Source organism: Archangium sp. (genome assembly GCF_057119385.1).
Window position 1 is genome coordinate 149,223 of record NZ_DBNGVP010000017.1, and the last position, 22,018, is coordinate 171,240.

The 22,018-nt window shown below is 69.6% G+C and carries 17 protein-coding genes; 12 read left to right on the forward strand and 5 right to left on the reverse strand.

Annotation, left to right across the window (positions count from 1 at the left end; all coding sequences use genetic code 11):
• Positions 1-65 precede the first annotated feature (65 nt).
• The gene (locus AC16DP_RS04490; RefSeq protein ID WP_329730257.1) at positions 66-1,628 is read right to left on the reverse strand and encodes an acyl-CoA carboxylase subunit beta; all 1,563 of its coding nucleotides are present in this window, start codon (positions 1,626-1,628) and stop codon (positions 66-68) included.
• Between the two features lie 210 nt (positions 1,629-1,838).
• Between AC16DP_RS04490 and sitA5 the strand changes: the two genes are divergently transcribed.
• Complete coding sequence (gene sitA5, locus AC16DP_RS04495) at positions 1,839-3,167, forward strand: SitA5 family polymorphic toxin (RefSeq protein ID WP_329730256.1); 1,329 nt, start codon at positions 1,839-1,841, stop codon at positions 3,165-3,167.
• On the forward strand, positions 3,164-3,535 hold the full coding sequence (locus AC16DP_RS04500; protein ID WP_329730255.1) for a DUF2019 domain-containing protein: 372 nt from the start codon (positions 3,164-3,166) through the stop codon (positions 3,533-3,535). The genes sitA5 and AC16DP_RS04500 overlap by 4 nt, the downstream gene beginning before the upstream one ends.
• A gap of 1 nt (position 3,536) precedes the next feature.
• Here AC16DP_RS04500 and AC16DP_RS04505 read toward each other — a convergent pair whose 3' ends face one another.
• Positions 3,537-4,946, reverse strand: a complete 1,410-nt coding sequence (locus AC16DP_RS04505) for a hypothetical protein (protein ID WP_329730254.1) — start codon at positions 4,944-4,946, stop codon at positions 3,537-3,539.
• Between the two features lie 182 nt (positions 4,947-5,128).
• Here AC16DP_RS04505 and AC16DP_RS04510 point away from each other — a divergent pair, with 182 nt between their 5' ends.
• Positions 5,129-7,261: a M3 family metallopeptidase gene (locus AC16DP_RS04510; RefSeq protein WP_329730253.1), complete on the forward strand. Its 2,133-nt coding sequence runs from the start codon at positions 5,129-5,131 to the stop codon at positions 7,259-7,261.
• Between the two features lie 89 nt (positions 7,262-7,350).
• Positions 7,351-7,905 carry a VUT family protein gene (locus AC16DP_RS04515; protein WP_329730252.1) on the forward strand — a complete coding sequence of 185 codons (555 nt, stop codon included), beginning with the start codon at positions 7,351-7,353 and terminating at the stop codon, positions 7,903-7,905.
• Between the two features lie 10 nt (positions 7,906-7,915).
• Here AC16DP_RS04515 and AC16DP_RS04520 read toward each other — a convergent pair whose 3' ends face one another.
• Positions 7,916-8,581 (reverse strand): hypothetical protein, encoded by a 666-nt coding sequence (locus AC16DP_RS04520; protein ID WP_329730251.1) that lies wholly within the window; start codon positions 8,579-8,581, stop codon positions 7,916-7,918.
• A 300-nt stretch (positions 8,582-8,881) separates the two neighbouring features.
• Between AC16DP_RS04520 and AC16DP_RS04525 the strand changes: the two genes are divergently transcribed.
• The 7 genes from AC16DP_RS04525 (at position 8,882) to AC16DP_RS04555 (ending at position 18,362) form a co-directional block, all read left to right on the forward strand.
• Positions 8,882-9,373 carry a hypothetical protein gene (locus AC16DP_RS04525; protein ID WP_329730250.1) on the forward strand — a complete coding sequence of 164 codons (492 nt, stop codon included), beginning with the start codon at positions 8,882-8,884 and terminating at the stop codon, positions 9,371-9,373.
• 195 nt (positions 9,374-9,568) lie between these two features.
• On the forward strand, positions 9,569-10,561 hold the full coding sequence (locus tag AC16DP_RS04530; protein ID WP_329730249.1) for a class I SAM-dependent methyltransferase: 993 nt from the start codon (positions 9,569-9,571) through the stop codon (positions 10,559-10,561).
• A 145-nt stretch (positions 10,562-10,706) separates the two neighbouring features.
• Complete coding sequence (locus AC16DP_RS04535; protein WP_329730248.1) at positions 10,707-11,390, forward strand: hypothetical protein; 684 nt, start codon at positions 10,707-10,709, stop codon at positions 11,388-11,390.
• 6 nt (positions 11,391-11,396) lie between these two features.
• A complete protein-coding gene (locus AC16DP_RS04540) occupies positions 11,397-12,800 on the forward strand; it encodes a WS/DGAT/MGAT family O-acyltransferase (RefSeq protein ID WP_329730247.1) in 1,404 nt (467 codons plus the stop codon).
• A gap of 123 nt (positions 12,801-12,923) precedes the next feature.
• Positions 12,924-16,718, forward strand: a complete 3,795-nt coding sequence (locus tag AC16DP_RS04545; RefSeq protein WP_329730246.1) for a hypothetical protein — start codon at positions 12,924-12,926, stop codon at positions 16,716-16,718.
• On the forward strand, positions 16,715-17,497 hold the full coding sequence (locus AC16DP_RS04550; RefSeq protein WP_329730245.1) for a hypothetical protein: 783 nt from the start codon (positions 16,715-16,717) through the stop codon (positions 17,495-17,497). Before AC16DP_RS04545 ends, AC16DP_RS04550 begins: the two co-directional genes overlap by 4 nt.
• 505 nt (positions 17,498-18,002) lie before the next feature.
• Positions 18,003-18,362 (forward strand): hypothetical protein, encoded by a 360-nt coding sequence (locus AC16DP_RS04555; RefSeq protein WP_329730244.1) that lies wholly within the window; start codon positions 18,003-18,005, stop codon positions 18,360-18,362.
• Between the two features lie 22 nt (positions 18,363-18,384).
• Here the strand turns inward: AC16DP_RS04555 and rsgA are convergent, their stop codons facing one another.
• A complete protein-coding gene (gene rsgA, locus AC16DP_RS04560) occupies positions 18,385-19,383 on the reverse strand; it encodes a ribosome small subunit-dependent GTPase A (protein WP_329730243.1) in 999 nt (332 codons plus the stop codon).
• A 74-nt stretch (positions 19,384-19,457) separates the two neighbouring features.
• On the opposite strand from rsgA, the gene AC16DP_RS04565 reads away from it, so the two are divergent.
• Complete coding sequence (locus AC16DP_RS04565) at positions 19,458-20,501, forward strand: AbrB family transcriptional regulator (RefSeq protein ID WP_329730242.1); 1,044 nt, start codon at positions 19,458-19,460, stop codon at positions 20,499-20,501.
• Between the two features lie 91 nt (positions 20,502-20,592).
• On the opposite strand, the gene AC16DP_RS04570 is transcribed toward AC16DP_RS04565, so the two are convergent.
• The gene (locus tag AC16DP_RS04570; RefSeq protein ID WP_329730241.1) at positions 20,593-22,008 is read right to left on the reverse strand and encodes a sigma-54-dependent transcriptional regulator; all 1,416 of its coding nucleotides are present in this window, start codon (positions 22,006-22,008) and stop codon (positions 20,593-20,595) included.
• Between the last annotated feature and the right edge of the window lie 10 nt (positions 22,009-22,018).

Consider the following 22,018-nt stretch of genomic DNA (forward strand, 5'->3'; position numbering starts at 1 on the left):
CCCTAAAATTTCCCGGGGAGGCGTTCCACTGTTTCTCGGGCTGAAGGCCCTGCCTGCCTGCCTGCCTACAGCGGGATGTTGCCGTGCTTGCGCGGCGGGTTCTCCTGGCGCTTGTTCTTGAGCATCTCCAGGGCCCGGATGATTTTGGCGCGCGTCTCCTCGGGGCGGATGACCTCGTCGATGTAGCCGAGCTCGGCCGCCTTGAAGGGGTTGGCGAACTTCTCGCGGTACTCGTTCACCAGCCGGGTGCGCTCGGAGTTGGCGTCCTTGGCCTTGAGCAGCTCGTTGCGGAAGATGATGTTGACCGCGCCCTCGGGGCCCATGACGGCGATCTCGGCCGTGGGGTAGGCGTAGTTGATGTCCGCGCGGATGTGCTTGGAGGCCATCACGTCGTAGGCGCCGCCGTAGGCCTTGCGGGTGATGAGGGTGATTTTCGGGACGGTGGCCTCGGCGAAGGCGTAGAGCAGCTTGGCGCCGTGGGTGATGATGCCGCCCCACTCCTGGTCGGTACCGGGCAGGAAGCCGGGCACGTCCACCAGGGTGATGAGGGGGATGTTGAAGCAGTCGCAGAAGCGGACGAAGCGCGCGGCCTTCACGCTCGCGTCGATGTCCAGGCAGCCCGCGAGCACCGCCGGCTGGTTGGCCACGATGCCCACCGACTTGCCGTTCATGCGGGCGAAGCCGATGACCATGTTCTTCGCGAAGTGCTCCTGCACCTCGAAGAAGTGCTTGTTGTCCACGACCGCGCGGATGATCTCCTTGATGTCGTAGGGCTTGTTCGGGTTGCTGGGGACGACCGTCTTGAGGCCCTCGTCGGCGCGGAACGGATCGTCATCGCACGGCTGGACGGGCGGGTCCTCCTGGTTGTTGGAGGGGATGAAGGAGAGCAGCTCGCGCGTCATCATGATGGCGGTCTGCTCGTTCTCCGCGGCGAAGTGGGCCACGCCGGACTTCTGGTTGTGCGCCAGCGCGCCGCCCAGCTCCTCCTTGGTCACCTCCTGGTGCGTCACCGTCTTGATGACGTCCGGGCCGGTGATGAACATGTAGGAGGTGTCCTTCACCATCATGATGAAGTCCGTGATGGCGGGCGAGTACACCGCGCCGCCCGCGCACGGGCCCAGGATGAGGGAGATTTGAGGCACCACGCCGGAGGCGAGGGTGTTGCGCAGGAAGATGTCGGCGTAGCCGGCGAGGCTCTCGACACCCTCCTGGATGCGAGCGCCGCCCGAGTCGTTGAGGCCGATGACGGGAGCGCCCACGCGCATGGCCATGTCCATGATCTTGCAGATCTTCTGGGCATAGGCGCCGGAGAGCGAGCCGCCGAAGACGGTGAAGTCCTGGGCGAAGACGAAGACCTGGCGGCCCTCGACGGTGCCGTAGCCGGTGACGACGCCGTCGCCGAGGATCTTCTTGTCACCCATGCCGAAGTCGTTGCTGCGGTGGGTGACGAACTTGTCCATCTCCGTGAAGGAGCCGGGGTCGAGCAGCAGGTCGATGCGCTCGCGAGCGGTGAGCTTGCCGGCCTCGTGCTGCTTGGCGATGCGGTCAGCGCCACCGCCCAGCTCGGCCTGCTTCTCCATGTCCTGCAGCCGGGCGCGAAGGGGATCCTTTTCCGTGGTTCCGTCCATGGGGCGCGCATCTAGCACGATTGGGCCCGGGAGGGGGACCGGCGGCGTCGGCTCGGGCAGGCACTGCACGGTGAGGGATGAGCCTCGCTTCTGGAGGGCCGAAGGTGTGTAGGGCGGTGTATGTGGCGCCTGGGACGCCTGGAAGTGACGCGTGCTCGTACCCCTTGCTTCTTCCCGTTGCCTCGGGCGTACCGCAGCATTCACGGTGGAATGACCCTTCGCGTCATCAGTCGAGTGCTTCGAGGTATCTGGCGGTACGCCGGTCTGGGCGTGCTGGCTCTGGCGTTGGGTGTGCTGCTGGCGGGCTGCGCCACGGCGGCACCGCCCATGAGCGAGGCCTCGGTGGAGGGGGAGGCGCGGGTGTTCGCGACCCTGCCCACGGACTTCGCGCCGGTGCAGGTGGGGGACGCCGAGTTCTCGGCCGCCATGGCGGGGCTGGTGCTGGAGATGCCGCTGCGGGTGGCACCCGCGTCCGTGCCCATGCGGCCGGGTCGCAGGTATGCGCTGGCTTCCGGAGCCTCGGTGGGTCAGTCGTGTCAGCCGGAGCTGGCCAGGTCTTATGGTCGCTTCTGCGAACGGCGTGGCACTCCGGGTGACTGTCTCTCCCTCCTCGAGGACGGTTCGTGCCTGCGAGATGACGACAAGCGCCGCATCGCGCTGGCGCTGGCCGTGGAGCCGGCGCTGGAGGGCGTGAACGCGGAGTTGCGGACCCTGCTCGACCCCACGCGTGTGGCGGCCATGGCGAGCATCTCCATCACGGCCTATATGGCGCTGCTGGTGGCACCCGAGCCGCTCAGCAAAGGGGTTGCCACGGCTTTCGCCGTCCTCCTGTGGAGCTATCTGGGGACGGAGATGTGGGGGCTCATCGAGGGGTGGATGGCGCTCTCGGAGGAGTCCGCGCGAGCCACCACCTTCGCGGAGTTGCGCGAAGCGGGCGAGCGGTTCGGTCGGCGCATCGGGCCCAACAGCGTGCGCATCCTGGTCATGGTGGGCACGGCGGCGGTGGGTGAAACGGCCGCGCTGATGGCCAGGGCGCCCAATCTGCCGGGGTTCGCACAGGCCTCAATCCGTGGGGCGCAGCAGGGTGGTGTGCGTGTGCTCGCTGCGGCGGCCGAGACGGAGAAGGTCATCGTCTCTGTGGCCGAGAGCACCATCCGGGTCGTGTTGCCGATCAATGCCATGGCCATGTCCGGTGGCGAGTCGAGCCGGACGCAGGGCAGGCTTCTTCCCAATGGGCATCGGGCCTTCAAATCTTACAAGGACTTCAAGGCCTATATGGGTAAAGCGGGTGAGGGGAAGCAGTGGCACCACATCGTCGAGCAGTGCAATGTCGAGCGGTTTGGCGCCGAGGCTATTCACAACACCGAGAACGTGATCGCAGTGGATGCAAAGCTGCACGAACGAATCAGTGCATTCTACTCATCCAGGCAAGAAATTTCTGGCGATATGGTGGTGCGTGAGTGGCTGCGTACCCAATCATATGAGAAGCATCGAGCGTTTGGGTTGATGGTCTTGAGGCAGTTCGGAGGCATCCCATGAAAAAAACACAGTGGAAGGAGCTTTCGACAGAACGTCTGGTCGAAGAGTACGGGCTCATCTCTGCTGAGCATGGGCGTGACATCGAGGCAGGTAGGCCCAAGGATGCCAATCGCAAGTACGAACTCTTGGTGGCAATACGTAAGGAGTTTCGGGAGCGAGGTATTGAAGCACAGCGCCAATTGCTGAAGTTGATTGACGCTCCTGAGCCGGGAACCCGGTATTGGGTTGCTTCTTTCGCGCTGGCGTTTGCTCCAGATGAAGGTGAGCGCGTGCTTACCGAGCTTGCGAAGATCCCCAAGAGCTTCGTGGGGTTCACCGCGGGGGTGGCGCTCGAACAATGGAAGGCAGGTACTTTCAAACCAGCCTGAGTCATGGCGCTCCTGGCAGCGTCCAGAGGGTGGAGAACCGGTGGGCCCCGCCGGTGCTGTCGAGCCAGCCCGAGATGCGCTCGCTCCGGGCCAGCAGTGGTCCCAGTTCCAGTCCCACCGTGAAGAGGCCCGCGAGCTGCTGGTCGGAGACGACGTCCATCAGTGACACCTGGTTCAACCCGCTCGCCAGCCGCTTCGGGTCCACGGTGAAGTCCACCGCGTGCGGCAGCTTCGCGCCTGTTTGTGGCACCGCCCCCAGGAGCGATTGGACCACCGCCTCGTCATTGCCCATCACGAGCTGCTTGCCCTTCAACCGCACGAACAGGGTTCCTCCCTTCACGTCCAGCGCATACCCGTCCTCCAGTGCCTTCGCGCCTGGGAACTTCGCCACCGGGGCGAGCGCGGCCTTCATCGCCGCGGCCTCCGTCACTTCGGCGGCGACCGCCTGGCGAGGGGCGAAGAAGCGGCCCTCGGGCGTGCGCAGGTTGGGTCGAGACCTCACGCTGTCCACCACCACCAGCACGTTGCCGGTGAGTCGCTCGGACACCGCCCGCGCTACCGAGGACACCTCGGCCGGAGGACACGCGGGGCACGCCTGCTGCACGAGTGCGCGCACACTGCCCACCGCCTGGCTCACCCCTTCTGGCGCCACCCGCGACCGCGAGAAGAACATCCCCTCCGGCTTCATCGTCCCGTAGGGGCTCGTCCCAGTCGTCTGGAAGGGCGGCAGCGGAAGCTGGGTGGCCGTCCCCTCCAGCCTGAGTTCGGTGGCGCTGCCGTCCATGCCCACCACCATGCCGCGTCCGGGCAGCATCACGTAGACGCTTCCAGGAAGCTGCCCCAGCCGCGCGTCAGGCTTGGGGGCCTTGCCCACCAGCCGCGACACCTCCTTCACCATCACCGGTCCCTGCCCGTCATCGACGAAGCCCCCACCCGTGGTCGCGAAGGCGCACGCTTCCTGGCCCTTGAGGGCGTAGCCCGCATGTCCACCGGACTCGCGCGGAATGCTCACCGTGGTGACTCCCCCCGACGTCGCGGGCTTCACCTCCGTCTTGCCGCTCCCGGAGACCAGCACCCCGGCGGCCTTCTGCTGGAAGAGCTTCGGGTCCTTCAGCCGCGTGCAGGAGATGCGGCCATTGCCACGCAGGGACACGGTCACGGGGCCCGCGGGGTCGATGCCCAGGCCGGCGAGGGTCTCCGGCTGGCTGGGGTCCAGCGAGAGCCAGGGGTGGAGCTCGGCGTACCAGACGATGGGCCGCAACAAGGCGGCGGACTGTCCCGCCCGGTCCAGGAAGGTGGTGACACCCTGGAGCGCGTCCAACCGTGGAATATGGACAATGGTCCCCGAGGCGCTGGCGGCGCGGGGCGCGGGGGCGGCGGCCAGCGAGGCCGCGAGCAAGAGGGAGAGCATATCCGGCGTGAGTGCAGCGCCCCCCGTGCCCTGTCAAGGTGAAGTCCCCGGCCCTGTCCGTTCCCCTCCAACCGCCCCTCGGGCCCCGAGAGGGCAGGGGACGTGCACTCCCTGACTGCCCGCCCGGCATCCCGCTCGCCGTTGCTGCCAATCGCCAGCGCCTGCCCTAACGTCAGCGGGTCATGACCGCGACCCTTGCCGACAATCCGCTGCTTCAGAACGAAGGCCTTCCGAAGTTCGACCGCATCCGCCCGGAGCATGTCGAGCCGGCCATCCGCGAGCTGCTGGCGCGCCTGAACGCCGACCTCGATGCGCTCGAGCGCGACGTCCAGCCCACGTGGGAGGGCACGGTGGGGCGCCTGTCCACCCTCACCGAGCCGCTCGGGCTCGCGTGGGGCGCCGTGAACCACCTCATGAGCGTGCAGAACAGCCCGGAGCTGCGCCAGGCCCACTCCGCCGTCGAGGGCGATGTCGTCGAGACCTTCATGCGCATCGGCCAGAGCGTGCCCCTCTACCGGGCGCTCAAGGCCCTGCGCGAGGGGCCGGCGTGGAAGAAGCTCGACTCCGCCCAGCACCGCGTCGTCGACGCCTCCATCCGCGACGCCGAGCTGTCCGGCGTGGGCCTCGAGGGCGAGGCCCGTGAGCGCTTCCAGGACATCGAGCGCGAGCTGGCCGAGCTGTCCACCCGCTTCACCAACAACGTCATCGACGCCAACAAGGCCTGGTCCATGACGCTCGCGAAGCCCGAGGAGGTGGAGGGGCTGCCTCCCAGCGCGCTCGCCATGGCCGCCCACATGGCGAAGCAGGGACTGCCCGACGGCGCCCCCGAGCCCACCCCCGAGAAGGGCCCCTGGCGCATCACCCTGGATGCCCCCAGCTACGTGCCCTTCATGGAGCACTCGCGCCGCCCGGACCTGCGCGAGAAGCTCTACCGCGCCTTCGTCACCCGCGCCTCCTCCGGCGACTCGGACAACGGCCCCCTCATCGAGCGCATCCTCTCCCTGCGCAAGGAGAAGGCCCGCCTGCTCGGCTACTCCTCCTTCGCCGAGGTGAGCCTCGCGGCCAAGATGGCGCCGGGCGTGCAGGCCGTCGAGAAGCTGCTCGGTGAGCTGCGCGACGCCGCCCGCTCGCGCGCCCGCGCCGAGCACTCCGAGCTCACCGAGTACGCCCGCCGCAAGACGGGCAATGCCTCGCTCGAGCTGAAGCTGTGGGACGTGCCCTTCTGGGCCGAGCGCCAGCGCGAGGAGCGCTACGCCTATACCGACGAGGAGCTCCGGCCGTACTTCGCGCTCCCCCGCGTGCTGGACGGCCTGTTCGACACCGCGAAGCGCCTCTTCGGCGTCTCCGTGCGCGCCGCCAACGGCGAGGTCCCCGTGTGGGACCCGAGCGTCCAGTTCTTCCGCGTCGCCGACGAGTCCGGCAAGGACATCGCCGCCTTCTACCTGGACCCCTACAGCCGCCCGGCCACCAAGCGCGGCGGGGCGTGGATGAATGGCGCGCTCGATCGCAAGCGCAAGCCGGACGGGAACCTGCAGCTGCCGGTGGCCTACCTCGTCTGCAACGCCACGCCGCCGGTGGGCAACAAGCCCGCGCTCCTCACCTTCCAGGAGGTGGAGACGCTCTTCCACGAGTTCGGCCACGGCCTGCAGCACATGCTCACCCGCGTGGACTACCCCGAGGCCGCCGGCATCAACAACGTGGAGTGGGACGCCGTGGAGCTGCCCAGCCAGTTCATGGAGAACTGGTGCTTCCACGAGGAGACGCTCTCCCGGCTCGCCCGCCACGTGGACACCGGCGAGACGCTGCCCAAGCCCCTGCAGGACAAGATTCGCGCCGGCCGCATCTACCGCGCCGCCTCCATGTCCCTGCGCCAGGTGTACTTCGCCACGCTCGACCTGGAGCTGCACCACCGCTACCAGCCCGGCGATGACGGACAGGCCGGCTTCCTCGACGTGCAGAAGCGCGTGGCGAAGGAGTACACCGTCCTGCCGCCCCTCCCCGAGGACCGCTTCCTCTGCTCCTTCACCCACATCTTCGCGGGCGGTTACGCCGCAGGCTACTACAGCTACAAGTGGGCCGAGGTCCTCTCCGCGGATGCCTTCTCCGCCTTCGAGGAGGCCGGGCTGTCCGACGCGCAGGCGCTGTCCCGCACCGGCCGGCGCTTCCGCGACACCGTGCTCGCGCTCGGCGGCAGCCGCCACCCGCTGGAGGTCTTCCAGGAGTTCCGCGGCCGCGCTCCCAGCACCCAGCCCCTGCTCAAGCAGACGGGCCTGCTGAACACGCAGGAGCTCGAGTCCACGGCGCCGATGATGTAACGCGCCTCGCGGTGTCGAAGGGGGGGCATGCCCCCCTTCTGACAGCCTCCGGGAAACGTGCTATGGCGCCCGCCCCGGTGGAGGCGGCAATGCAGCGGCGTCGAATCGAGGGTTTCATCTATCTGGCGGGCTTCGGAGCCTCGATTCCGCTGTCCAACTGGATGATCGGCCATGTGGGCGTGGTGTGCCCGGACACCGGGCCCTGCCTGCTGCCCGTGGGGCCGGGCCTGCTCGCCCCCAGCGGTGTCCTCGTCGTCGGCATCGCCTTCGTGCTGCGAGACCTGGTGCAGCGCCGCCTCGGCAAGGGCTGGACGCTGCTGGCCATCGCCCTGGGCGCGCTGCTCTCCGCCGTGCTCGCCCCCCCGCCGCTCGTCGTCGCCTCGAGCGGCGCCTTCGCCATCTCCGAGCTGGCCGACTTCGCCGTCTACACGCCCCTGCAGCGGCGCGGCCTCGTGCTGGCCGTGCTCGCCAGCAGCCTCGTGGGCCTCGTCGTGGACAGCCTCCTCTTCCTCCAGCTCGCCTTCGGGAGCCTCGACTTCCTCGCGGGGCAGGTGGTGGGCAAGGCGTGGATGGTGTTGCTGTCGCTGCCCCTCGTCTCCTGGTTGCGGCGCCGGGACGAGCGGCTCGGCATCCAGCCCGCGTGAGCCCTCGCGCTCAGGAGACGCCCTCGTCCCGGTAGCGCCGGGCGGACGCCTCCTTCACCGCCACCCGGGCGAGGGTGTCCGCCGCCCGCCGGGCCTGCTCGGGGGTGGGCGCCGCGCGGGTGAAGTCCGCCAGGGCCTCGCGCCGGGCCTGCTCTAGGCGCTCGGTCCGGCGGATTCCCTGTGACTCCAACAACCAGCCCAGGCCCAGGTGCGCCTGGCGGTGCCAGGCCTCGCCGCCGCCGTTCGCCTCGGAGGTGATTTCCAGCACCCGCCGCACCGCGTCCGACAGCACGGCCGTGCGATCCTCCTCGTCCGGCGGCAGCGCCACGGAGCGGAAGTACGTGTCGAGCGTGCACAGCCACTCGTGGGCCACGCCGAGCGTGAAGAGGATGCGCTCGATGTAGCCTTCCACGACGGGCTCGGACGGTGCGCCCTGGCGGGGGAGCTCGCCGTGGAAGCCGTGGGTGTACCAGGCTCCGGCGTGCTCGGAGAGCAGCGCGTCCACGCCCTCGAGGAGCGAGCGGCGCGTGCGCTCGTCCGGGGGGCGGGAGCCGGAGGCGAGGCGGGGCGCGAGGTACTCGCGCAGGCGTGCCGCCAGGTGCGCGGGCTTGAAGTCATCGAGGCTCTCGCGGATGAGCGCCCAGGTGTCCTCACCCCTGTGCTTCTTCCTGCTCATGGCGCCTCCCCACCGGAGACCCGTCTCCGAAACGCGCGTAGCGCAGCACATCCCCGGCGGCTTGGGGAGGAAGATCCTCGTGGCGAGTAGCGCAGTGTGCAGCGGACGTGGCGGGTCTCCGGGGTTCAGGGCAGCGGGGAGAACTGCCACCTGTCTCCCCGCTCTCCCCGCGCACGCCGGAATTCAGAGAGCGGTGGAGGCACATCTTTCCGTCTGAATCGCGCCATGAATCAAGGTGAACGATCGCGCCGTGGGAGTCGCTCCGAGGAATGTCGTTCCTGTAGATAGAATCGAACCGTCATGCCCGTTCCATCCAAGCCAGGACTCCATGCCACCCACCGCACGTCCATGACACGAGCGGCCCTGGAAAGCCTCCGGGCCCCGCCGCTGGCGACGTGCCTGGTGCTCATCCAGCATCCCGAGCACGGCGATGAGCTCAACGGCAAGGCGCTGTGCGATCAGATCCGCCAGCTGCTCAAGAACCAGCCGGGCACCTTCTGCTTCTTCCACGAGGGCACGGGCATGGTGAACGCGCGCATCGGCTACGCGAGCGCGTTCAAGGAGCTCGACCGCGAGCTGGCGGCGCGGACGACGGAGGTGGTGTGCGCCATTCCCGGCCCCATCCCGCGGATGATGCTCTACACGGTCGCGACGATCGCCGAGAAGCCCTGGGCCATCTTCCGCACCCGGCCCGAGGCCGAGCTGCACATGCGGATGCGCGGCTATGACGCCGCCGACTACACCCAGCCCTTCGAGGGGAGGGTGAAGCTGAAGGTGCTGGGCCGCTTCTGAGTCGCTGGGCTTCCAGGGTCCCCTCGCTCCCGGGCGGCGCGGCCTCGCGCTGCCGAGTGTTCATCCGCGAAAAGTCCTTCCGACTCGGATGAGACAGCAGCGGCGCCGGCCCTTTCCGGCGCCTCACCTTCCAGGTATTCAGGGGTTTCCCGCTGTAAGGGCCGGAAACCGGCGTCATGCGCCGTGGGGGGAAGTATGGCGAACCTGAGAGACCTGCCGCGTCAGGCCTGGGGTGATTTGCAGTCGAGGCTGCTCCATCTGCCGCTGATGGGGACGTTGCGCAACATGCTCGTGGATGCGCCGGAGCTGTCCAGCCCGGCGCCCCGGGACTCGGGCCTGGTGGACGCCGGGCGCGTGGAGGCGTACCAGCGCGCCATCGAGCGCTACGTGAAGCCGGGCCAGGTGGTGGTGGACGTGGGCACGGGCACCGGACTGAGGGCCCTGCTCGCCTCGAAGCGCGGCCCGCGCAAGCTGTACGCGGTGGATGCCTCGCGCAACCTGGACACGGCGCGCTGGGTGGCCCGGCGCAATGGCCTCGCGGACATCGAGTTCGTGCGCGCGGACAGCTCGCGCTTCCGGCCTCCGGAGCGGGTGGACGTGCTGCTGCACGAGCAGCTCGGGGACGCGCTCTTCGACGCGGGGCTCATTCCGAAGCTGCTGGGCCTGAGGGACAGGCTGCTGGTGCACGGCGGCCGCATCCTCCCCAACCGCTTCGAGGTCTTCTTCGAGCCGGTGCAGCTGCGCGAGGAGGCGCGCCTGCCCTTCATCTGGAACCAGCGCCTGCCGGACGTGGACTTCAGCTGCCTGCAGGTGCTGCGGGACACGCTGAGCCCCGCGTACTTCACCCGCTTCGTCCGGCCGCAGGACGTGGAGCGGCTGCTGTGCCACCCGGAGCCGGCCTTCGCGCTGGACCTGGAGACGCTGCGGGCGGGCTCGCTGCCCCACCGCCTGCGCCTGGAGCGCCCCGTGGTGCACGAGGGCCGCGTGGACGGCCTGTGCCTCTTCTACCGGGCCCGCTTCGACTCCGAGCTGTCCTTCGACACCTTCCCCGAGCGCCGGCAGGCGTGTACCCCGGTGCTCCTGCTGCGGACGGATCCCCGGGACTTTGCCCGTTACGAGACGATCCACCTGGAGATGTCATTGCCGGAGCTGTCGGACGTCACCACATGGCGGTGGAGCTTCCTGTGAGGGTACCCGCCTGCGTGTCTCCGGTTCCGTCGTCCTCGCCCTGCTGTTGACCTCGTCCGCTGGTGCACAGGCCCCCGGAGGCTCGCCATCCGGGGGCGGGGCACGCACCCTGGCCGGCCGGTGCGGCTCGGCCAACTGGGTGTGTGTGGCGCAGTGCATCGATGTGTCGTGTGTGGACCGGTGCCTGGCCGAGGGCTGTGAGAAGGCACTGGGGGCGCTCGCGCAGTGCGCCGCGAAGTCGGGCTGTGGCCCGGATGACTCGGACTGCGTGGCGCGCGTGTGTGGCAAGCAGTGCGGGCGCACCTTCGAGCCCGCGCCGCGCAGCCCCGAGAAGGAGAATGCGGACCCGTGCGCGGACGCCTCGCTCGGCGCGGGGGCGGTGCCCAAGGAGGTGGTGGGCCGCTGGTCCCTGGAGGCGGCGAGCATCCGCCCCGAGGAGAAGGAGCGCATCGTCGGCCAGGAGAACACGGACGCGAAGCCGCGCCCGGACTACGCGCGCTCGCTGGTGGTGACGCCCGGAGGGTGCTTCCTCCTGCGCACGAAGCTGGAGGACGCCACGCTGGGCCGGGGCAACGCGCTGGAGGTCCGCGCCTGGGGCGCCTTCCAGGTGAACGAGAAGGACGACACGGTGGAGCTGCGGACGAAGTCCGGGCAGGCGGTGGGGCCGGTGTGCGGCAAGCCGCGGGTCATCGGCCTGTCCAAGGGGAAGTTCCAGCCGACCACGTTCACGTACGACGTGGAGGGGGACACGCTCACCCTCACCGCGAAGACGCCCTCGCTGCAGACGTTCCAGTTCCGGCGACAGACAGAGGAACAGCAGGCAGAGTAGGCGTCTATGTCCGAGCGGATGCACCCGGCAGATGCGTCGTGGCTCCAGATGGAGGAGCCCACCAGCCTCATGGTCATCACGGCGGTGCTCTGGTTCGACGAGCCCCTGGACTGGGAGCGGCTGACGCAAGGGGTGCGCGAGCGGCTGGTGGAGCGCTATCCGCGCTTCCGGCAGCGGGTGGTGACGGGAGGGCTGCTGGGGACGGCGCGCTGGGAGGACGACCCGGGCTTCCACCTGGAGACGCACCTGCGGCGCACGAAGCTGCGGCCTCCCGGAGACCGGGCCGAGCTGGAGCGGATGGTGGGCGAGTCCATGAGCACGCCCCTGGACTTCTCGCGTCCGCTCTGGGAGCTGCACGTCATCCAGGGGTACGAGGAGGGGTGCGCGCTGCTGATGCGGGTGCACCACTGCATCGCGGATGGCATCTCGCTGGCGCGGGTGCTGCTGTCGCTGACGGACGAGCACGCGGACGGTGGCGGCGGGCGGGCCGGCTACTTCGAGAGTGCGGAGGAGGAGAGCCCGGGGACGCTGGGCCGGCTGCTGCGCGGCGCGCGGACGGTGGTGGGCTCGACGCGGGCGGCGTGGAAGCGGGGCGCGGAGCTGCTGGCCGAGCCCATTCAACTCATGGACCTGGCGGTGGAGGGCGCGCGGGGCGCCTCGGCGGTGAGCCGGCTGCTGACGCTGATGAATGATCCACCCTCGCCCTTCACGGGGGAACTGGGACGGGTGAAGCAGGTGGCCTGGTCGCGGCCGGTGCCGGTGGGGAAGGTGAGGGAGATCGGCCACGGCACGGGCAGCACGGTGAACGACGTGGTGATGGCGGTGGTGGCGGGGATGCTGCGCCGCTACATGGACGCGCGGGGGCAGCCCCCCGAGGACGTGCGGGCGGTGGTGCCGGTGAATCTGCGCTCGCCGCGAGAGCCCATTCCACGAGAGCTGGGCAACCGCTTCGGGGTGGTGTTCCTGCCGCTGCCGCTGGGCCTGGCGGATCCGGTGGACCGGTTGTGGGAGCTGAAGCGGCGGATGGACAAGCTGAAGCGCTCGCCGGAGGCGACGGTGGTGTTCGGCATGCTGTCCGCGGCGGGGCTGGCGCCAGCGCCGGTGGAGCGGATGGCGGTGGACGTGCTGAGGAAGAAGGCCTCGGTGGTGCTGACGAACGTGCCGGGACCGAAGCGGCCGGTGTACCTGGCGGGGGCGAGGCTCGCGGGGGTGATGTTCTGGGTGCCGATGGCGGCGCGGCTGGGCGTGGGCCTGAGCATCTTCAGCTACGCGGGCCACGTGACGCTGGGCGTGGCGGCGGATGAGGGGCTGATTCCGGAGCCGCACGAGCTCATCGAGGACTTCGAGGCGGAGCTCGAGTCCCTGGCCGAGGCGGTGAGGGACTCCGGCCACGCCCGTCCGCTGCACTGAGACCGCGGCACCCGTTCCAACTGTCCCCGGGCCTCGCGGCGCGTTGAGCACGATGGCCGATTCTCCAGAGTCAACGCCACGGGCTATCTTCCCAGGCGGTTGTCGTTTCGAGGGGCACCCGGCATGGCGAAGGACTACGCACTCGTCACCCGCTCGCTGCCCCGGCCTCGTTGGGCCAGAGTCTTCCAGTCCCTCCTGGTGGCGAGCTGCCTGGTGGCCAGCATGAGCGCGGCTGGCGAGGAGTTGCGCCAGGTGAAGGTGCTGCTCTCGGTCAAAGCGCATCCTCCAGATGCAGCGCCCGGCCCGCGTCTGGAGGAATGGCGGGCGGGCGTGCTCTCCCTGCGGGTGGTGGACGCGGGGCGCCTGGTGGTGATGGCAGGCGCGGAAGTCATTGCCGCGGGGGCGCTTCGTTTTGACGAGGAGCAGCGGCTGCACGTGGACCTGCTCGCGGACTACCCGCCCGAGACGCTGCCACGGGTCGTCAACCGCGAGTCCGGGCGGGAGGAGGTGGAGGTAGACGTCCCGGAGGGAGTGGGCGCCGGAGCGTTGCTCTCCCTCACCTATGAGTGGGACTGGTACCATACCGGCAAGCCCGCCCTGGTGCGCACCTGGCGCCTCCCGCCCCTGGAGGCCATCCCTCCAGAGTGGCTGGAGGACGAGCCGTCCGAGCCCGAGTGGGAGGACGCGCCGGAGGACGAGGACGGTGTGCTGGCCTTTCTCTCGCCCCAACGGGTTGCGCTCCCTGTCCAGGTGGACCCTGAGCGGCCCGAGCTGCTCTGGGTTCCCGGTCACGCTTCACGAGAGGAGCTCGCCTCGCGCCTTTTCGGGGATGCGTCCGCTGGGGACGCCTTCGCCTTCGAGCACCACATGGCTCCACCTGACGCCGGGGGCGGGCCACGTGTCTGTGTTCGCGTGCACCAGCCACAAGCGCTCCTGCCCGGGGTGCTTGACGCCATGCGCGGGGCCCTGGATGCGCAACTGATGGCGGACACTGCGTGGACCCGCTCTCAGCTCTCGATGCCCTCCCTCGACAAGGCCAGCGCCGCCGCGCTCGTGGAGAGGGCCCTGCGCTGGTCCCAGCGCTCGGACATCCTGGACAGCACAGGGCAGAGCTACTTCGACCGCTACCTCGAGGTGCTCGCCCCCTGGCGGGACGAGCCTCTGCGTTCTCACCTGGGGGACACCCTGGCCCGGGACTGGCGCTTCCTGGGCGAAGCCTCCGAGCCCTTGCGCAAGGCCATCGCCCTACGCTCCCAGCGCTGGAAGACGGGCTACCACGTCACGGATGGCTCGCCCGCCCTCCACCCGGGGGACGTGGTGGGCCGTTTCTACTTCCCGGATGGCGACAGCGTCCAGGTGTACCTGCTGGAGTTGCTCACCGAGGACGCTTCCCTGTCGCGCGCGGAGGTCCGGCTGCGCAACCTCGCCTCCAATGGCCCGCGCATCCTCATTCCCGGGGAGGATGGGCGCTGGCGTGGGTACAGCGCCGACTTCCGTCTCGCCGCCGGTGCTCCCGAGCCTCTCGAGCATCCCCGGGGCCACTTCTACTGGTACTACCCCGGCATCATGCTCATCCGCCCGGGAGACTGGCAGCCGGGGCCCGGCAGCGGCACGGGCGAAGTGGCGGCCCTGCGGCGGGCGATTCTCACCACGGCCCTGGCCAGGGCCACACCCGAAGCGCCCCAACCCCTCTTCGGGTTGGACCATGACGTGCTCTTCCTGCTCACTGCGGAGGAGCGCCGGAATGTCTTCGACACCGTGCTCGCGGGGCCCGAGCCCACTTCGGGCCTGGAGGGGGAGGCCGTCCACCTGCTGGGGCGCGTGGTGCTGTCCATGCCGGCCCACGAGTATCCCGCCCTGGCGCGCCAGCTCACCTCCAGCGCGGTGCTGGACAAGCTGCTGGGCAGCAACGCGTCGGACAAGGTGCTGCTGGGACGGGCCTTCACGCAGAAGGCGCTGGCCTCGTTTCCCCTCGTGCTCGGCTCGCTGGAATCCCTGCCCTCCTTCCACCTGGGGCGCGAGGGCGAGACGACGCACCTGTTGAACGTGTCTACCGGGCTGGTGTCCACCACGTTGGTGGCGCCGGAGGCCTGGGACCTGGAGCGGGGCGTGAGCCTGGACGCCGAGCCCGCCCTGCCGGGAGAGGCCGCGGGCACCTCCAGGCGGATGGCCCTGTACTTCGAGCCGGTGCGGCATGAATTCCAGGCGCGCTACCTCTCCTCTACGGAGCCGGCCACACGCAGCCGAGCCCTGCACCCGCTGGAATGGGTGCGCGTGGAAGTCCACGGGCCACGGCCGCGCACCCACCTCATGACGGCCATGGAGCTGGCCCTGCTCGCCTCCCTGCCGGACACGTCGCTCTTCTGGGCGGCGCTGGGCCGCATCGGTGAGCTGCACATGGTGTATGGCGCCGTGTCCGCCCTGGCCCGGGCGCCGCTGCTGGCGGGGATGACGGCCACCGCCGCGCAGGACGGCACGATGGCGGCGGCGCAGCGAACGGCGGTGGGCCAGTTCATCGGCCGCATGTCCCTGGTGACGACGCTGGCGGTGGTGGACAGCTCCCGTGACGAGTTGTCCCGCACGCCGGAGGGACGGGCATTCCTCGCGGTGCATGACCTGGCCATGCTGGGGCTGGCCGGGAGGGACATCTCCAGGCTCGCCACGTCGGGCATCCTGCGCGAGCTGGTGCACCGGGGCGGGCGGGTGTTGAGCCAGTCTGGCGCGAGGGCCTCGGCTGGACTGCGCGAGTCAGTGGAGTCCATCCAGGCCCTGTCGAAGACGCTGGAGCGGATGCTCGCCGAGGGAAAGGCCGTTGCGATACCGGACGGACTGCGGTTTCCCTTCTCTGGCGGAGCCGAGGGCTTCAAGCAGGCCTTCTTCTCCATACGGGGGGAGATGGCCGCCGCACGGGCCCTCGGTGGCATTCGCGGCGCGGGGCTCGCGGTGCAGGAGGCCGAGAAGACGCTGGAGGCGCTGAAGCTGCTGGCGGTGGAGAGCCAGGAGCTGGCGCTCGCCTACAACGCCGTGGCGAGGCGCGCGGCGGCCCTCCAGGCGGACAGGGCCCAGGCGTACCTGGCCGCGGTGGAATCGCTGCGTGCCTCCGCCCGCGGTGCGGCGAAGCCGGCGCTGGCGCAGCTGCTGAGGCGCTCAGGAGCACCGAGTCTGGCAGACCCGCTTGCCTTCCTGGAAGAGGCCGGGTGGCTCGTCAGTCACCCGGAACTGGAAGCCGAGGCCGTGGCTGAGCTGGCGAGAAAAGCCTGTGGGGACCGCGTGGACCTGGGCTGGCTGCGCTCCACGGGGCTGACCCTGGAGGACCTCAACTTCATGGCCAGGGACAAGATGACGCCGTGGAAAGACTTCCAGCGGGCGGCGGCGGAACCGGGGAATTCAATGCTGCAACGGCGGGCACGCGAGCGACTCCGCGGCATCGCGGTGGAGATGCTGACAGAGCGCAATGCACGGAAGCTCTTCCCGGGTTTCCGGTTGACCGGACGGCAGGTGAAAATGAAAGACGGGCACATCATGGACAACGAGCTGACGGCGATGCATGGCTCGCTGCTTCAACACGGAGTGGAAGTAAAGGGATGGAACGAAAACCGGTGGCGCAAGGCGCTCGACGCCTGGCTGTCCGGAGAGGGGGGCGCCCCACTCAACGAACAGCAGGAGGCGCTGGTAGATCAGCTTCAGCGCCTGCTCGACCAACTGGCGGACGCGGCGAAGGCACCCCGAGGGAAACCGTTCCTCGTCAGCACAGACAGATTGAGCGGTCCAACCAGAGTCAAGCTGAATATCTTCCTCGCGGAGAACGCACGGGGCACACAGTTCATCGAGGTGGAGGAAGCTCGAATACTGGAGAAGACGAAGCAGTTGCGGGCGGCACTCGAACTGCCGGAAGTGCTGCCTGGAGGTGCGCCATGAGCCGGTGGCCTCTCTGGGCGGTCCTGGCTCCAGGCGAGCCCGCATGGCTGGAGCGCCGTGCGCGGGCCATCGTGATGACGGAAGAGGACGAAGAGGACGGAAAAGAGCAGCCCTTCGAGGTCATCGCGGGCAGTGGCCGTTACCAGGCCATCGTGAGCACGGAGGCCAGCTACGTGGGCGCCGAGATGCAAATCGCCGAGGAACTGTCGCTTGAATGTGATGAGCCCGTGTACTCGATTGAGCGTGCCAACGACCCGTGGGCCGTCACGGCATGGCGAAACGGTGCACTCGAGGTTCTGGAGGTGGGCCCAGAAGGTTTGGCGAAGTCCCTCGGCTGCCCGCTGCCAGGAAGCGAGAAGACATCGGACCGGGCCGCGAGAAAGCCGTTGCGGCATGTCGCATTGGTGGAAGGCGTCCGGGCGCAAGAGGCACCACGCGTGTTGCAGGAGGCCAACGATCCATTTCCTCCGGAACACTACCGATTCGAGGACACACCGCGAGGGCTTCGAATCTCCAGCAGAACAGGCAATATTGGCTTCGCTGACGTCACTCTATCGGAGCGGCTTCCAAATGCGATCGCCTATGCGGTGATTGCCTCTCCAAGTCTGGATTTTCTTGTTGTCAGCATGCTTCAGGGAGGAGAGTGCATCGGGCGATTCGCGCACCCGCATGATGAGTTTACATCGCTCCCTGTCATCAACGAGGTCAAGGGCGAGCGCTCTCCCGAGCGGATCCTCGCGGCGCTCGGTATTCCCGCGGAGTGGTTCCGGCATGAGTGACAGTGCCGGGGCCGCCCCTGGCCGAGGCGGTGAGGGACTCCGGCCACGCCCGTCCGTTGCACTGAGCCCGGGCGGGTCCGCCTCCGGGAGAGCGGGCAGGGGCCCGCCGTGCTCACAACGGCCGGCTCCTGTGTCTGTCCTCTCGGATGACTCCACTTCCAGAGGGGGGCCCCAAGCCATGTATCCCGAGCAGCGAGAGGAGACCGCGATATCTGCCCGCGCCCAGCTGTGCGCGTGGCTTGTCCGGTACCGCTTGCTCCATGGCAACGGGGTGGTGATTCCTGGAATGCTCGGGGCTGGCCTGGCGACTCCGCCGCGCTGCCGCTGAGTCCGCGGCGGAGTGGCCGCCAGCCCTCCCACCCTATCGTCCCATCAGGCCGTTGTGTCCGTCGGGCTCCCGCCCGAGGTGCCACCTCTCCCGCTTCGCTCTTCCCACGAGCCGGAGCCCGGGCATGGGTGCGCGCGGACACGTCCCGATTTCCTCGCCGACGCAAAGGAGAACTCCATGCCCGCCCATTCCTATACGCAGCTCGTGAAGGTTCTCGCATCCCGCAGGACGAGGACCAGCGCGGTGGCCCTCATCGTCGCTGGAGCGCTCGTCGTCCAAGCCGCACCCCCCGAACGTTTCCTCACGGCACTCGCGGGAGGCTCATTCGGCTTTTCGCTGCTGTTCGCCTGGCTGTTCTTCCACAGTGGTCTTCATCAGCTCCCCGAGAGACAGCGAGGACCCTTCCTCCTCGTGGTGCTCGTGGTGCTGGCCTCGCTGCTGGTGGTGCAGGCCCGGGCTGCCCTGAGTCTGGCCACCGAGGTGCTCCACTCCCAGGCGTCATATGCCCAGCGCCCTCGAGGACCGGGCGATGGATGAGCACCACCCGGAGCGGTGACACTCACCGGCCGCGCTTCCTCTGGGAGTCGTTGAAGGGGCGCGTGGCCTCCTGGACGAGCTTGCGGAAGTTCTCCAGGCGCTCCGGGGCGAGCTGTCCGCTCCGGAGCGCCTCGCGGACGGCGCACCCCGGCTCCTTCTCGTGGCGGCAGTTGCTGAAGCGGCACCCGGCCGCCAACTCCTCGATGTCCGTGAAGGCGGTGCGCAGGCCTTCCTCGTTCTCCATCAGCCCGAGCTCGCGCATGCCCGGCGTGTCGATGACGAGGCCACCCTGCGGCAGGACGAACAGCTCGCGGTGGGTGGTGGTGTGGCGGCCCTTGTCGTCCTCGCGCACCGCGCCCACCTCCATGCGCGCGGCGCCCACCAGCCGGTTGATGAGGGTGGACTTGCCCACGCCGGACGAGCCGATGAGCGCCACCGTCCGGTTGCCGCCGATGTACTTCCAGAGCGCGTCGATCCCCTCGCCGGTGAGGCTGCTGAGGGTGTGCAGCGGAACGTCCGGAGCCAGGGCGGCGATGCGCTCGCGGGCCGCCACCACGTCCTCGCACAGGTCCGACTTGGTGAGCACCAGCACGGGCTGGGCCCCGCTGTCCCAGGCCACCGCCAGGTAGCGCTCGAGCCGCCGCGGGTTCAGGTCCCGCGTCAGCGCGGAGACGAGGAAGACCACGTCCACGTTGGCGGCCACCACCTGCTCTTCCTCCGCCCGGCCGGCCGCCTTGCGGGCGAGCTGGGTGCGCCGGGGCAGCACCGCCTGGATGACGGTGGTGCCTTCCTGGCTGCGCGGCTCGAAGGAGACCCAGTCGCCCACGACCGGGCGCACGGACTGTCCCTTGCGGATGGACATGCGCAGCCGCCCCGGGATGGTGGCCCGCATGTCCCCGCGCGCCGAGAAGAGCACGTACTCCACGCCGTAGTCGGCGCCGATGCGCGCCGGCTCCTCGCCTTCACCCGCGCGGGAGCGCCAGGCCTCCTGGAAGGGGGGCCCCCAGCCGAGCTTCTCCAAGACATGCTCATCCATACTCATGCGCCGCCCAGACTATGCCCATCCCGGTGGGGTTGGGGTAGGGAGACGTCCTCATGGCGAAGGACTCGCGCGTGTGGGCGGTGACGGTGGCGACGCTGCTGGGCGCCGCCCTGGGCGAGTGGTCCCATGTACCCGCCGGGGCGCTCCTCGGTGGCATGCTGGTGTCGCTCGTGGCCGCGCTCTCCCTGTCCGTCCACGTCCCCGTGCCCCGGCCGCTGCTGCTGGCCTCTCAGGCCGTGCTGGGCGCCGCCCTCTGCTCCTCCTTCAAGCCCTCCGCGTGGAGCGCGCTCGCGGAGAACTGGCTCGTCGCGCTCGTCAACGTGGTGGGCGTGGTGGCCATCGGCCAGGCCGTGGCGCTCGCCTTCGCCCGGCTCGGCGGCGTGGATGTCCGCACCGCCACCCTCGGGCTGATGCCGGGAGGCGCCTCGGCCATGGTGGCCCTGAGCGAGGAGCTCGGCGCCGACTCGCGCCTGGTGACGCTCTTCCAGTACCTGCGCCTGGGCGTGGTCATCGTCGTGGCGGCGGCGGTGGGCCGGTGGTCGGGCAGTGTGCCGGACTCGCAGGTGGCCACCGTCGCGGCGCTGCCCGGCGCTCCCGCTCCCCTGGTGGCGTGGGGCACCACGGCCTTCGTCGCCATCGTCGGCGGAGCGGCGGGGACGTGGCTGAAGCTGCCCGCGGGAGGCTTCCTCGGGCCGCTCCTGCTGGGCATTCCCTTCACGCTCCTGGGCATTCCGGTGGGCGCGTGGCCTCCGGGCGTGCTGCTCGTGTCGCTGTGGGCGCTCGGGGCGCGCGTGGGCAGCCACTTCGATGCGGCGGCCGTGCACGAGCTCAAGCGCGTGGCCCTCGGCGCCCTCGGGGCCGCGCTGGCCATGGTGGGCGGGTGCCTGCTGCTCGCCTGGCTCTGGTCCTCCGTGGGCGGGGTGGATCTGCTCACCACCTACTTCGCCACCTCGCCCGGGGGGGCCGACTCGGTGCTCGCCATCGCCCTGGGGACCCACGCCACCCTGTCCCTGGTGGTCGCCGTGCAGGTGGGGCGGCTCCTGCTCATCTTCCTCGTCGCCCCCGTCTTCATGCGCCGGCTGGCCGCGCGCCGGTAGGCCCCGGCGCGCTACGGCTCGTCGTGCCCACCCTGGAACAGGACGGCGTTGCACCGGTGGATGGGGATGACGTTCCGGCGGTGGGAAACCCTTACACCAGCCCGTGCTCCTCGAGCTTGTTGTAGAGGGTGCGCCGGCTGATGCCGAGCAGGCGCGCCGCCAGCGTGCGGTTGTCCCCGGCCCGGTTGAGCGCGTCCACCAGCGCCTGCCGCTCCATCTCCTTGCGCTGTGACTCCAGGGTGCGTCCCTCGTTCCCGGTGCCACCCGGCGCGGGCATGGCCGGGGCGATCGGGAGGGGGCTCGTGGGCGTGGGGGCCGGAGCCACGGGGACGATGCCCGGCTGCCGTGCCACCTCGCGCCGCACCTCGTCCCCGGTGAGGATGGGGCCATCGGAGAGCACCACCAGGCGCTCGATGAAGTTCTGCAGCTGGCGCACGTTGCCGGGCCACGGCTGGGCGCGCAGGGCCTCGAGCCCGTCCGGCGTCAGCGTGAAGGGCGGCCGGCCGTTGGCCTTCGCGTGCACGTCGAGGAAGTGGCGCACGAGCGGCTCGATGTCCTCGGGCCGGGCGCGCAGCGGGGGCAGCCACACCGGCACCACGTTGAGCCGGTAGAAGAGGTCCTCGCGGAACTCGCCCTTGCGCACCATCTCCTCGAGGTTGCGGTGCGTGGCCGCCACGAAGCGCACGTCCACCTTCAGCGTCTGCGTGCCGCCGAGCCGCTCGAACTCGCGCTCCTGCAGCAGCCGCAGCAGCTTCACCTGCACCTGCGGGGTGATGTCGCCAATCTCATCCAGGAAGAGGGTGCCGCCGTTGGCCAGCTCCACGCGGCCGGGCTTGCGGGTGGCCGCGCCGGTGAAGGCGCCCTTCTCGTAGCCGAACAGCTCGCTCTCCAGCAGCGTGTCCGGCAGGGCCGCGCAGTGCAGCTTCACGAAGGGCCCGCCGCGCCGGGGGCTGGCGTCGTGCACCGCCTTGGCCGCCAGCTCCTTGCCGGTGCCGGACTCGCCGCGCAGCAGCACCGTGGCCGTGCCCGAGGCGGCCCGCGTCAACATGGCCTGCACCTCGGCCATGGCGGTGCTGCCACCGATGAAGGCGCTGGCCTCCCTGGCCATCGGGCGCGCCCCCTCCTGCTGCTGGGCATGCAGCAGCGCCTTGCGGATGCTGAAGAGGATTTCCTCCCGGTCGAAGGGCTTGAGGGCGAAGTCCGCCGCGCCGGCCTTCATGGCCTCCACGGCCAGCGGCACGGTGCCGTGCGCGGTGAGGAGGATGACGGGGACGTCCGGCCAGGAGCGCCCCACCTCGGCCAGCAGCTCCATGCCGCTCATGCCGGGCATGCGCACGTCGCTCACCACCACGTCGATGGGCTTGCGGCCCAGCAGGGTGAGCGCCTCCTGGCCATTGGACGCCGTATGCACGGTGAGTCCCGCCTGGCCCAGCAGCGCACCGAGCACCTTGGCCACGGCGGGATCGTCGTCCACCAGCAATACGTTTCCCTTCAGCGGCTCGGCCACGGCGCTTCTT